Annotated in this window: 11 protein-coding genes; 10 read left to right on the forward strand and 1 reads right to left on the reverse strand. The window is 64.0% G+C overall.

The genetic code is table 11. From position 1 onward, the window contains the following. Window position 1: 1 nt before the first annotated feature. The 7 genes from H162_RS0108265 (at window position 2) to H162_RS0108295 (ending at window position 8,160) form a co-directional block, all read left to right on the forward strand. Complete coding sequence (locus H162_RS0108265) at window positions 2-895, forward strand: ABC transporter permease (protein ID WP_026354398.1); 894 nt, start codon at window positions 2-4, stop codon at window positions 893-895. Window positions 896-1,323: 428 nt separating this feature from the next. After that, the gene (locus H162_RS0108270; protein ID WP_026354399.1) at window positions 1,324-3,051 is read left to right on the forward strand and encodes an acetolactate synthase 3 catalytic subunit; all 1,728 of its coding nucleotides are present in this window, start codon (window positions 1,324-1,326) and stop codon (window positions 3,049-3,051) included. Next, the gene (gene ilvN, locus H162_RS0108275) at window positions 3,051-3,542 is read left to right on the forward strand and encodes an acetolactate synthase small subunit (protein ID WP_020652989.1); all 492 of its coding nucleotides are present in this window, start codon (window positions 3,051-3,053) and stop codon (window positions 3,540-3,542) included. Before H162_RS0108270 ends, ilvN begins: the two co-directional genes overlap by 1 nt. 69 nt (window positions 3,543-3,611) lie before the next feature. Beyond that, window positions 3,612-4,628 carry a ketol-acid reductoisomerase gene (gene ilvC, locus H162_RS0108280; RefSeq protein ID WP_020652990.1) on the forward strand — a complete coding sequence of 339 codons (1,017 nt, stop codon included), beginning with the start codon at window positions 3,612-3,614 and terminating at the stop codon, window positions 4,626-4,628. Between the two features lie 183 nt (window positions 4,629-4,811). Continuing rightward, window positions 4,812-5,585: an SIMPL domain-containing protein gene (locus H162_RS0108285; protein ID WP_026354400.1), complete on the forward strand. Its 774-nt coding sequence runs from the start codon at window positions 4,812-4,814 to the stop codon at window positions 5,583-5,585. Between the two features lie 107 nt (window positions 5,586-5,692). Further along, the gene (gene pssA / locus H162_RS0108290) at window positions 5,693-6,556 is read left to right on the forward strand and encodes a CDP-diacylglycerol--serine O-phosphatidyltransferase (RefSeq protein WP_026354401.1); all 864 of its coding nucleotides are present in this window, start codon (window positions 5,693-5,695) and stop codon (window positions 6,554-6,556) included. A gap of 56 nt (window positions 6,557-6,612) precedes the next feature. After that, entirely contained in the window at window positions 6,613-8,160 is a 1,548-nt protein-coding gene (locus H162_RS0108295) for a 2-isopropylmalate synthase (RefSeq protein WP_020652993.1), read from the forward strand. An 80-nt stretch (window positions 8,161-8,240) separates the two neighbouring features. Here H162_RS0108295 and H162_RS0108300 read toward each other — a convergent pair whose 3' ends face one another. Beyond that, a complete protein-coding gene (locus tag H162_RS0108300; RefSeq protein ID WP_040786815.1) occupies window positions 8,241-8,744 on the reverse strand; it encodes a hypothetical protein in 504 nt (167 codons plus the stop codon). 175 nt (window positions 8,745-8,919) lie between these two features. Here H162_RS0108300 and rpsO point away from each other — a divergent pair, with 175 nt between their 5' ends. The 3 genes from rpsO to H162_RS0108315 all read left to right on the forward strand — a co-directional run. Continuing rightward, window positions 8,920-9,189: a 30S ribosomal protein S15 gene (gene rpsO / locus H162_RS0108305; protein ID WP_020652995.1), complete on the forward strand. Its 270-nt coding sequence runs from the start codon at window positions 8,920-8,922 to the stop codon at window positions 9,187-9,189. 174 nt (window positions 9,190-9,363) lie between these two features. After that, on the forward strand, window positions 9,364-11,463 hold the full coding sequence (gene pnp / locus H162_RS0108310) for a polyribonucleotide nucleotidyltransferase (RefSeq protein WP_020652996.1): 2,100 nt from the start codon (window positions 9,364-9,366) through the stop codon (window positions 11,461-11,463). 145 nt (window positions 11,464-11,608) lie between these two features. After that, a partial coding sequence (locus H162_RS0108315) for an IS1595 family transposase (protein ID WP_020652997.1) occupies window positions 11,609-12,298 on the forward strand: 690 nt, incomplete at its 3' end.

A 12,298-nucleotide genomic window follows, 5' to 3' on the forward strand; every position in this document is an offset into this window, starting at 1 on the left:
GATGAGTACTTTCCGCGAACCACCGATCCGTCCCGAGTTTGTCGTGCCAACCGGCCTGGGGTCTCCTGGCTTGGCCGTGGCGGGTCCGGCCACCGTTGCCGTGACCCGCCCGGCCTCTTTTTCCTGGCCCGACCTGGCCTGGCTGCGCCGCCTGGGCATCCTGCTGGCGCTGGCCGTGGTGTGGGAAGGGCTGGCGCGCTGGTTCGACAACGACCTGCTGCTGCCGGGCGCCTGGCAGACGGCGCAGGCCTTCGTGGCGGGCGTGCTGTCGGGCGAGCTGTTCGGCTATGTGCGGGTGTCGCTGCTGGTGCTGACCCAGGGCTTCGTGCTGGGCGTGATCGGCTCCTTCCTGCTGACCTGGCTGGCCGTGTCGAACCGCCTCGGCCGCGAACTGATCGACACCCTGACCTCGATGTTCAACCCGCTGCCGGCGATCGCGCTGCTGCCGCTGGCCCTGCTGTGGTTCGGCCTGGGCAAGGGCAGCCTGCTGATGGTGCTGGTGCACTCGGTGCTGTGGCCGCTGACCCTGAACGCCACCGCGGGCTTCCGCTCGGTGCCGGACACCTTGCGCATGGCGGGCCGCAACTATGGCCTGGGCGGGCTGCGCATGGTGCTGCAGATCCTGATCCCGGCCGCGCTGCCATCGATCCTGTCCGGCCTGAAGATCGGCTGGGCCTTCGCCTGGCGCACCCTGATCGCCGCCGAACTGGTGTTCGGCAGCACCTCGGGGCAGGGCGGCCTGGGCTGGTACATCTTCCAGAGCCGTAACGAATTGTTCACCGACAAGGTGTTCGCGGGCCTGGCCACCGTCATCATGATCGGCCTCGCGGTCGAATACCTGGTGTTCCAGACCCTCGAGCGCCTGACCATTCGCCGCTGGGGCATGCAGCGCTGACCAGTCGGCCTTCGAATCGGCAGCGGCAACAACACATCGCCGCCCCAATCCGGGGCGGCGATGTTTTTTCCTGCTTTTTATCTTGACCAAAATGGTGCAGCGCGGTAAGGTGGCTGTTACGCTTTGCAACCCCGAAGCTCCAACGTCATCCGGTATCGGCACACAAGGCCACGACCGGCCCATGACACGCTTTCATTTGTAGGCAGTTTGCTCCAACCCGCGCCACAAGCGCGAGAGATGCGTACGACCGCTACAGACACTCAAGCCGAACGAGTTGCGCCCAGCGCCGTTGCGTAAGGTCCCTACGGTGACCTGAAACATCGACGTGAACGCAGAAAGAAGGGAAGCATGAGCACTGTCGCGCGCGACGCGTTTCGTTAGGAACGGGCATCCGATCAATCTCCCATTGGGTTTTGAAAGGAATGAACATGAGTAACGATACATCGGCTCCCATCACGGGCGCTGAGATAGTGGTGCGTTGTCTCGCGGAAGAGGGCGTCAAGCACGTCTTCGGTTATCCGGGCGGGGCAGTCCTCTACATCTACGACGCCATCTTCAAGCAGGACAAATTCCAGCACGTACTGGTTCGCCACGAACAGGCCGCGGTGCACGCCGCAGACGCCTATTCGCGCAGCTCCAATACCGTCGGCGTGGCCCTCGTGACCTCGGGTCCGGGCGTCACCAATGCCGTCACCGGCCTGTCCACGGCCTACATGGATTCGATCCCGATGGTCGTCATTTCCGGCCAGGTGCCGAGTCATGCGATCGGCCAGGACGCCTTCCAGGAATGCGACACCGTCGGCATCACCCGCCCTGTGGTCAAGCACAACTTCCTGGTCAAGGATGTGCGCGAGCTGGCGACGACCATCAAGAAAGCCTTCTATATTGCCCGCACCGGCCGTCCCGGTCCCGTGCTGGTCGATATCCCGAAGGACATCAGCATGCAGAAGTGCATGTACGACTACCCGCGCGAGATCGAGATGCGCTCGTACCGTCCGGTGGACAAGGGCCACGCGGGCCAGATCCGCAAGGCCGTGCAGCTGCTGCAGCAGGCCGAACGCCCGATGATCTATGCGGGCGGCGGCGTGATTCTGGCCAATGCATCGCCGGAACTGAACCGCATGGTCGAGAAGCTCGGCTTCCCGGTCACCAACACGCTGATGGGCCTGGGCGCCTCGCGCGCCACCAGCCCGCACTTCGTCGGCATGCCGGGCATGCACGGCACCTATGAAGCGAACATGGCGATGCAGAATTGCGACGTCCTGATCGCCATCGGCGCCCGCTTCGACGACCGCGTGATCGGCAACCCGAAGCACTTCGCCACCAATCCGCGCAAGATCATCCACATCGACATCGACCCCTCGTCGATCTCGAAGCGCGTCAAGGTCGATATCCCGATCGTCGGCAACGTCAAGGACGTGCTGGTCGAACTGCTGTCCCAGCTCGAGGCCAGCACCGCATCGACCAACACCACGGCGCTGCAGGCATGGTGGAAGCAGATCGCCGAATGGCGCGGCCGCGACTGCCTGAAGTATCCGACCTCGGACACCATCATCAAGCCGCAGTCGGTCATCGAGCAGCTGTACAGGGTCACCGACGGCGACGCCTTCATCACTTCGGACGTCGGCCAGCACCAGATGTGGGCGGCCCAGTACTACCCGTTCGACAAGCCGCGCCGCTGGATCAATTCCGGCGGCCTGGGCACCATGGGCGTCGGCCTGCCGTTCGCCATGGGCGTGCAGATGGCCAACCCGGGTTCCACCGTTGCCTGCGTGACGGGCGAAGGCTCGATCCAGATGTGCATCCAGGAGCTTGCCACCTGCAAGCAATACCACCTGACGCCGAAGATCATCCTGCTCAACAACCGCTTCCTGGGCATGGTGCGCCAGTGGCAGCAGATCGACTACGGTTCGCGCTACTCCGAGTCCTACATGGATTCGCTGCCCGACTTCGAAAAGCTGGCCGAGGCCTATGGCCACGTCGGCATGCGCATCGAGAAGCCGGGCGACGTGGAAGGCTCGCTGCGCGAAGCCTTCGCCATGAAGGACCGCCTGGTGTTCATGAACTTCATCACCGACCAGAGCGAGAACGTGTGGCCGATGGTCAAGGCGGGCAAGGGCCTGTCCGAAATGCTTCTTGGCTCGGAGGAACTGTAATGCGACATATCATTTCCGTCCTCCTCGAGAACGAAGCCGGCGCCCTGTCGCGCGTGGTCGGACTGTTCTCGGCACGCGGCTACAACATCGAAACCCTGACCGTGGCCCCGACCGAAGACGCGACCCTGTCGCGCATGACGATCGTGACTTCCGGTTCGGACGACATCATCGAGCAGATCACCAAGCACCTGAACCGCCTGATCGAGGTGGTGAAGGTGGTCGACCTGACCGAAGGCCAGCACATCGAGCGCGAGCTGATGCTGATCAAGGTGCGTGCGGTCGGCAAGGAACGCGAAGAGATGAAGCGTACCGCCGATATCTTCCGCGGGCGTGTCATCGATGTGACCGAGAAGACCTACACGATCGAACTGACCGGCGCCAAGAGCAAGCTCGATGCCTTCATCGACGCCATCGACCGTACCTCGATCCTCGAGACGGTCCGTACCGGCGGATCCGGCATCGGACGCGGCGAACGCATCCTCAAAGTGTAGGGTGGACGGATATCCCGTCCACGCGTGACACCAGATAATCAAATAACTACTCAAAATACAGGACTACAAATGAACGTTTTCTACGACAAAGACTGCGACCTCTCCCTCATCAAAGGCAAGAATGTCGCCATCATCGGCTACGGCTCCCAGGGCCACGCGCACGCGCAGAACCTGAGCGAATCGGGCGTCAATGTCACCGTGGGGCTGCGTCGCGGCGGTGCCTCGTGGCACAAGGTCGAACAGGCCGGCCTGAAGGTCGCCGAAGTGAATGAAGCCGTGCAGAACGCCGACGTCATCATGATCCTGCTGCCGGACGAGAACATCGCCCAGGTGTACAAGGAAAACGTCGAGCCGAACGCGAAGCAGGGCGCCGTCCTGGCATTCGCCCACGGCTTCAACGTCCACTACGGCCAGGTCGTGCCGCGCGCCGACCTCGACGTGATCATGATCGCGCCGAAGGCCCCGGGCCACACCGTGCGCAACACCTACAAGCAGGGTGGCGGCGTGCCGCACCTGGTCGCCGTGTACCAGGATAAATCCGGCGCCGCACGCGACATCGCGCTGTCCTACGCCATGGCCAACGGCGGCGGCCGCGCCGGCATCATCGAGACCAACTTCCGCGAAGAGACCGAGACCGACCTGTTCGGCGAACAGGCTGTCCTGTGCGGCGGCGCCGTCGAGCTGATCAAGGCCGGCTTCGAGACCCTGACCGAAGCGGGCTACGCACCGGAAATGGCGTACTTCGAGTGCCTGCACGAGCTCAAGCTGATCGTCGACCTGATCTACGAAGGCGGCATCGCCAACATGAACTACTCGATCTCGAACAACGCGGAATACGGCGAGTACGTCACCGGCCCGCGCGTCGTGACCGAGCAGACCAAGGACGCGATGCGCCAGTGCCTCAAGGACATCCAGACCGGCGAATACGCCAAGAGCTTCATCCTGGAAAACAAGGCAGGCGCCCCGACCCTGATCTCGCGCCGCCGCCTGACGGCCGAGCATCCGATCGAGGAAGTCGGCGCCAAGCTGCGCGCGATGATGCCGTGGATCGCCAAGAACAAGCTGGTCGACCAGTCGAAAAACTAAGTAGTACGTAGTACGCGTCGCTGCGGCGACCCGACCCGGAAGGGCCGCTTCGGCGGCCCTTGCTTCATCCTGCGTCAATACAGTGATTTGAAACTTTCCATTACAGAAACAGTATGGGGGGACAAAAAACGGTATTGTGGCGCTCACGACAGCGCGTTGCTGTTATTGACTCAGGAGAAGAACATGTCCCTTGCTAAACCGTCCCTGTTGATTGCCCTGCTGTTTGCCGCGCAGGTGCAGGCCCAGACGCCGGTAGCCACCCCGTCGACCGCCGGCACCATGGTGATCGTCCCCGCCTTCGGCGAAGTCAAGCACGCCAATGACGAGGCGACCGTGACCTTCAGCGCCGAAGAGCACGACAAGGACAAGGCCAAGGCGGCCGAGCGCGTGAACCGCAAGATGAAGGAGGGCACCGAGATCCTGCGCAAGCTCGACCCGCGCGCCGAGTTCAAGACGATGGGCTACTACACCTATCCGGTCTACCCCGAGAATCCACAGCCGCCGCGTCCGGTGGATGGCGTGGTGAAGCCGCCGGTGCCGGTCGCCTGGCGCGTCGGCCAGTACCTGGAGATGAAGACCACCAACCTGGCCAGCCTGCCGAAGACGGCAGCCGGCGCGCAGAAGGTGGTCGCGATCAGCGGCATCCACTTCGGCCTGAGCCCGGCAACCCTGAAGCGCGTCGATGACCAGCGTATCTCGGAAACCTACAAGAACCTGAACGAACGCATCGTGTCGATCGCCGCCGCGATGGGCCGCAAGCCGGCCGACGCCGCGCTCGAGACCGTCGATTTCGAAGGCTCGGGCCAGTATGTGGGTAACCAGCAGGAAATGGCCGCGCCGCAGATGGCGCGCATGCATGCGAAAGGCGGCGCAGCCGACGCGATGACGGAACCGAGCTTCGAACCGGGCGAAACCACGCTCCAGATGCGTCTGGTCGGCAAGGTCAAGTTCAAGTAGTTGCCTCCGGTTAGGGTATCGCGTACGGTAGCGATTCGCTAACAACTGTTCCCGCATCTATAATGCGGGGACAGCCGCCTGGCAACTAAAACTTGAACAAGACACTTATGCCGACCTTTCCACGAAGAAGAACACCTGGGGCACCGAAGGCGCCACGATTTTCCCGCCTGAAGCGTTTTGGACGCCGGGCGGACAGAGTGGAGGGCGAGCGCGGGCGCGGCATCTACCTGCTGCCGAATGCGTTTACGACGGCCGCGCTGTTCTGCGGTTTCTATGCGATCGTCATGGCGATGAACCAGCGCTTCGAGCATGCCTGCTGGGCGGTGTTCATCGCGATGATCCTGGACGGGCTGGACGGCCGCGTCGCGCGCCTGACCAATACCCAGTCCGAGTTCGGCGCGCAGTACGACAGCCTGTCGGACATGGTGTCCTTCGGCGCCGCGCCGGCCCTGGTGCTGTACGAATGGTCGCTGCGCGGCCTGGGCAAGCTGGGCTGGATTGCGGCCTTCGTGTACTGCGCGGGCGCGGCCCTGCGCCTGGCGCGTTTCAATACCAATATCCAGGTGGTGGACAAGCGCTTCTTCCAGGGTCTGCCGAGCCCTGCCGCGGCGGCGCTGGTGGTAGGCTTCATCATGATGATGATCGACCCCGACATCAGCGTCAGCGCGCGCCAGGTGGACTGGGTATCCTGGGGCATCGCGGTGTTCGCCGGCATGACGATGGTGTCGAACGTGCCGTTCTACAGTTTCAAGGACGTGAACTTCCGCAAGTCGGTTCCGTTCATCGTGGTGTTCCTGATCGCGCTGGGCTTTGCGCTGGTGGCGATCGACCCGCCGAAGGTGTTGTGGCCGATTTTTGTGATTTACGGCTTGTCGGGATATGTCGTGTTTGCCTTGCGCCGCGCGAAGGGAAAACCTGTCAGCATCATCCCCACCGATGACGAGCCGCTCGACGAGAGCGAGCGCCGCTAGCAGGCGATAGGGCCGCGGGGGCGCCGCATTTTGAGTTTAGCCGACTGGAGCCCCCCATGCCTGACCCGAACCGCCTCATCATTTTCGACACCACCCTGCGCGACGGCGAGCAGTCGCCGGGGGCTTCGATGACCAAGGACGAGAAGGTGCGCATCGCGCGCCAGCTCGAACGCCTGCGGGTGGACGTGATCGAGGCCGGCTTCGCGGCGGCATCGCCCGGCGACTTCGACGCCATCCGCGCGATTGCGGCGGCGGTGCGCGAGTCGACCGTCTGCTCGCTGTCGCGCGCCAACGACCGCGACATCGCCCGCGCCGCCGAGGCCCTGGAATTCGCCGCGCGCAAGCGCATCCACACCTTCATCGCCACCTCGCCGCTGCACATGCAGATGAAGCTGCGCATGGAGCCCGAGCAGGTGCTCGAGCAGGCCAGGCTGGCGATCCGCTTCGCGCGCAACCATACCGACGACATCGAGTTCTCGCCCGAGGACGGCAGCCGTTCCGACGAAGACTTCCTGTGCCGCGTGCTCGAGGGCGTGATCGCCGAGGGCGCCACCACCATCAATTTCCCCGACACGGTCGGCTATGCGGTGCCGGAGCAGTTCGGCGAGCGCATCCGCCGCCTGCGCGAGCGGGTGCCGAATTCCGACAAGGCCGTGTGGTCGGTGCACTGCCATAACGACCTGGGGCTGGCGGTGGCCAATTCGCTGGCGGGCGTGGTCATCGGCGGGGCGCGCCAGATCGAGTGCACGATCAACGGCCTGGGCGAGCGCGCGGGCAACACCTCGCTGGAAGAAGTGGTGATGGCCCTGCGCACGCGCGCCGACTACTACAACCTGGTCACCGGCATCGACACCACGCAAATCGTGCCGGCATCAAAAATGGTGTCGCAGATCACCGGCTTCGCGGTGCAGCCGAACAAGGCGGTGGTGGGCGCGAACGCCTTCGCGCACGCCTCGGGCATCCACCAGGACGGCATCCTGAAGGCGCGCGAGACCTACGAGATCATGCGCGCCGAGGACGTCGGCTGGACCGCCAACAAGATCGTGCTGGGCAAGCTGTCGGGCCGCAACGCCTTCAAGTCGCGCCTGCAGGAGCTGGGGATCGAGCTGGACTCCGAGGCCGAGATCAACGCGGCCTTCGCGCGCTTCAAGGAACTGGCGGACCGCAAGGCCGAGATCTTCGACGAGGACATCATGGCGCTGGTCTCGAGCGCGGACCAGGCGCACGGCGGCGAGACCTACCGCCTGGTGTCGCTGGCCCAGCGCTCGGAAACCGGCGAGCTGCCGCATGCGCGGGTGGTGTTCTCGATGGAGGGCAGGGAAGTGTCGGCCGAGGCCACCGGCGACGGGCCGGTGGACGCGACCGTGAACGCGATCGAGAGCATCGTCAGGAGCGGGGCGGAGCAGGTGCTGTTCTCGATCAATGCGATCAGCAACGGGCCGCAGTCGCAGGGCGAGGTGACCATCCGCCTGTCGCACTCGGGGCGCATCGTGAACGGGGTGGGGGCGGATCCGGATATCGTCGTGGCCTCGGCCAAGGCCTACCTGGCGGGCCTGAACAAGCTGCACTCGAAGGTCGAACGCGTCAATCCGCAGGGCGTATAGGGCCTGGCGCCGGCACGGCGGTGCGACCCCGGATCCCGCCCGGGTTCGCACCGCCGCCACGGCGTCATCCGCTGCGCACCCTAGCGCGCGCCGCCTTTTTCGCGCCAGTCGAACATCGGATCCGGCCCGTTCAGCATCTGCCGCACGATCCCGTCCTGGTCGAAGTGCACATGCATGAGCGAATTCCACACCATCGCCTCCTTGTAGCGGTACGACCACACCTCGTAGTTCTTGAACGCCACTCTCGACCTCTCGGCCGGCCTGCCGATGGTCCGCAGCACCTCGGCCTTGTCCGCCTTGTCGACCTTGATGGCCGCGAATTTTTCCCCGGTCAGCACCTGCTCGTAGGACACCAGCCGTCCATCCGGCCCCAGGGTCGCCATCCAGGTAAACTGCCCCATCGGCCCCGACGCATACTCCAGCTCCTGTCCGCCGCCTTCCAGCGGGTAGACGTTGGTCGGCCGCCCCAGCTTGTTCTGCACCGCCTCGGCCGATTCGCCCACGTTGGGCGCTTCGCGCACCAGGGCGCAGCCGCCGAGCAGCACGCCCATGGTGAGAATTAACGATTTAGCAAGATTTTTCATGTGAGTACCCCTGAAAAGCCTCGGAAATTCCATGGAGTCCCATGTTGCGGATGCAAACACTGGCTCCTTGTGCCATTTTGACCTATACTGGCGGGTCTGTCCGATTGGGCAGATTTTTTTAATAATCACGGTGCGCTGGGTTCCGACTCTTGCACCGCATGTGAAAGGTAACATCATGTCCGTAGAAAACATCAACAAGGCCGCGATCATCGCGGACAACGCACGTGGCCAGAACGACACCGGCTCGCCGGAAGTCCAGGTCGCACTGCTGACCGCACGCATCAACGAGCTGAACGGCCACTTCAAGGCACACCAGAAGGACCACCACTCGCGCCGCGGCCTGATCATGATGGTCAACCGTCGCAAGAGCCTGCTGGCTTACCTGAAAGGTAAGGACCTGAACCGTTACCGCGACCTGATCGCCAAGCTCGGCCTGCGTAAGTAATCATTGCGCCAGACGGTCTAGTCACGAAATGCCTGCGCCAGTATCACTGTCGCGGGCATTTTTCGTTTCTGCCGTTTTGTTGTTGTTGCAGTAAAGATCGCTAATCAGAGCGGTCCGTGGTGAGGTGGAACGACAGCCCCTGAAAATCTGTCGGCAAATAGAAAGGGATTACCCATGTTTAACAAAGTTACGAAAACCTTCCAGTACGGTCAACACACGGTCACCCTGGAGACGGGTGAGATCGCGCGCCAGGCATCCGGCGCCGTCCTGGTGTCGGTTGACGACACGGTCGTGCTGGCCACTGTGGTCGCCAAGAAAGACGCAAAGCCGGGCCAGGATTTCTTCCCGCTGACGGTCGACTACATCGAGAAAACGTACGCTGCCGGTAAAATCCCGGGCGGTTTCTTCAAGCGCGAAGGCCGTCCCTCCGAAAAAGAAACGCTCACTTCCCGCCTGATCGACCGTCCGATCCGCCCGCTGTTCCCGGAAGGCTACCTGAACGAAGTCCAGGTCATCATCCACGTGCTGTCGGTCAATCCTGAAATCGATCCGGACATCCCGTCGATGATCGGCGCCTCGGCTGCGCTGTGCATCGCCGGCATCCCGTTCAATGGCCCGATCGGCGCGGCGCGCGTCGGCTATGCGAATGGCCAGTACATCCTGAACCCGACCACCACCGAGCTGAAGACCTCGCAGATGGACCTGGTGGTCGCCGGTACCGAAACCGCCGTGCTGATGGTCGAATCGGAAGCCAAGCAACTGTCGGAAGAAATCATGCTCGGCGCGGTCGTCTACGGCCACGACCAGATGAAAGTCGTGATCGATGCGATCCACGACCTGGTGGCCGAAGGCGGCAAGCCGGAAATCGAATGGGCGCCGGCGCCGAAGAACGAAGCGCTGATCGCACGCGTGGCCGAACTGGCCGACGCCAAGATCCGCGACGCCTACCAGACCCGCGAGAAGTCGGTGCGCCAGCAGAAGCTGAAGTCGCTGTCGTCGGAAGTGCTGTCCGGCCTGGGCGAAGGCGTGGATGCGGCCGAAGTCGGCAACATCCTGTTCGACATGGAAGCCAAGGTCGTGCGTTCGCAGATCCTGGAAGGCGAGCCGCGTATCGACGGCCGCGACACCCGCACCGTGCGTCCGATCGCGATCCGCACCAGCGTGCTGCCGCGTACCCACGGTTCGGCCCTGTTCACCCGCGGTGAAACCCAGGCGCTGGTCGTCGCCACCCTCGGCACCGCGCGCGACAGCCAGAAGATCGACGCGCTGATGGGCGAATACACCGACGACTTCATGATGCACTACAACATGCCTCCGTTCGCCACCGGCGAAACCGGTCGCGTGGGCACCCCGAAGCGCCGCGAAGTCGGCCACGGCCGCCTGGCCAAGCGCGCGCTGGTCGCCGCCCTGCCGGCGCCGGAAGAGTTCAGCTACTCGGTGCGCCTGGTGTCGGAAATCACCGAATCGAACGGTTCCTCGTCGATGGCTTCGGTCTGCGGCGGCTGCCTGGCGCTGATGGACGCCGGCGTGCCGATGAAGGCGCACGTCGCCGGCATCGCCATGGGCCTGATCAAGGAAGGCGGCAAGTTCGCGGTCCTGACCGACATCCTGGGTGACGAAGACCACCTGGGCGACATGGACTTCAAGGTGGCCGGTACCGCCGCGGGCATCACCGCGCTGCAGATGGACATCAAGATCCAGGGCATCACCAAGGAAATCATGCAGGTCGCGCTGGCCCAGGCCAAGGACGGCCGCCAGCACATCCTGGCCGAGATGCAGAAGGCCATGCCGACCGTGAAGACCGAGCTGTCGGACTTCGCACCGCGCCTGATCACCATCCGCATCAACCCGGAAAAGATCCGTGACGTGATCGGCAAGGGCGGCGCCGTGATCCGCGCGCTGACCGAAGAAACCGGCACCCAGATCGACATCACCGACGAAGGCATCGTGACCATCGCCTCGGTCGACGCCGCCGCCGGCCAGGAAGCCAAGCGCCGCATCGAAGAGCTGACCGCATCGGTCGAAGTGGGCAAGACCTACGACGGCACCGTGCTCAAGCTGCTGGACTTCGGCGCCATCGTGCAAGTGATGCCGGGCAAGGACGGTCTGCTGCACATCAGCCAGATCGCCAACGAGCGCGTCAACGCCGTGGCGGACTACCTGAAGGAAGGCCAGCAAGTGCGCGTGAAGGTCCTCGAGACCGACGAGCGCGGCCGCCTGAAGCTGTCGATGAAGGCGGCGGCAGCGGACGACGCGGCGGCAGCTGCGCAGTAAGCCGAACCGGCCCCGGCCAACGAAACCGCCAGTGCGTGAGCCTGGCGGTTTTTTTTATGGCGCTGTCACCGTTTTCTGTTGGTCTGCTATGAACTGTTGAGCTTCTGCCCGGTCCAACACCCGTCGCGTCAATGGCGGAGGCAGCATGAAGGCGCCGGGTTTCAAGAGGTGGCTGGGACGACTGCCCGGGCTGACCCGGCCGCAGCGGGCGCAGGTGCTGCAAGCCCTGCATCCGGCTGTCGGCCTGGACCGGGTCGTCGAGGTGATCGAGCAAGCCAGGGCAGCGCACCGGTGCTGTCCCGCCTGCGCAAGCCGGCACTATCACCGGCACGGCCATGCCAACGGCTTGCAGCGCTACCGCTGCCGCCAGTGCGGGCGCACCTTCAACGACCTGACCGGCACCCCGCTGGCACGGCTGCGCCATCGCAGCAAATGGCGCGATTACCTGGATACGATGCTCGCCTCCAGGCCGATCCGGGCGGCGGCCAAGGCGGTCGGCGTGCATCGGAACACGAGCTTTCGCTGGCGCCACCGCTTCCTGCACCTGACCAAACTCGACCGGCCAAGCAGTTTAAAAGGCGTTGCCGAGGCCGACGAAATGTTCCTGCTCGAATCGCAAAAGGGATCGCGCAAGCTCGACCGCCCGCCTCGCAAGCGTGGCGGCGTGGCCAGGCGGCGCGGCATCTCGCGGGAACTCGACTGCATCCTGGTGGCGCGCGATCGCACCGGACAGACCGTCGACTATGTCACGGGACGTGGACCGGTCACCACGCGCCAACTGCACCAGCACCTGCGGCCGGTGCTCGATCCGGAGGTCCTGCTGGTGACCGACCCG

It is taken from the genome of Massilia niastensis DSM 21313 (genome assembly GCF_000382345.1).
GTDB lineage: Bacteria > Pseudomonadota > Gammaproteobacteria > Burkholderiales > Burkholderiaceae_D > Telluria > Telluria niastensis.

Excerpts from the sequence above, each read along its gene's own strand:
- H162_RS0108270 (WP_026354399.1), top strand. The coding sequence starts at position 1,324 with ATGAGTAACGATACATCGGCTCCCATCACGGGCGCTGAGATAGTGGTG.
- rpsO (WP_020652995.1), top strand. The coding sequence starts at position 8,920 with ATGTCCGTAGAAAACATCAACAAGGCCGCGATCATCGCGGACAACGCA.
- ilvN (WP_020652989.1), top strand. The coding sequence starts at position 3,051 with ATGCGACATATCATTTCCGTCCTCCTCGAGAACGAAGCCGGCGCCCTG.
- pssA (WP_026354401.1), top strand. The coding sequence starts at position 5,693 with ATGCCGACCTTTCCACGAAGAAGAACACCTGGGGCACCGAAGGCGCCA.
- H162_RS0108285 (WP_026354400.1), top strand. The coding sequence starts at position 4,812 with ATGTCCCTTGCTAAACCGTCCCTGTTGATTGCCCTGCTGTTTGCCGCG.
- pnp (WP_020652996.1), top strand. The coding sequence starts at position 9,364 with ATGTTTAACAAAGTTACGAAAACCTTCCAGTACGGTCAACACACGGTC.
- H162_RS0108265 (WP_026354398.1), top strand. The coding sequence starts at position 2 with ATGAGTACTTTCCGCGAACCACCGATCCGTCCCGAGTTTGTCGTGCCA.
- H162_RS0108300 (WP_040786815.1), bottom strand. The coding sequence starts at position 8,744 with ATGAAAAATCTTGCTAAATCGTTAATTCTCACCATGGGCGTGCTGCTC.
- ilvC (WP_020652990.1), top strand. The coding sequence starts at position 3,612 with ATGAACGTTTTCTACGACAAAGACTGCGACCTCTCCCTCATCAAAGGC.
- H162_RS0108295 (WP_020652993.1), top strand. The coding sequence starts at position 6,613 with ATGCCTGACCCGAACCGCCTCATCATTTTCGACACCACCCTGCGCGAC.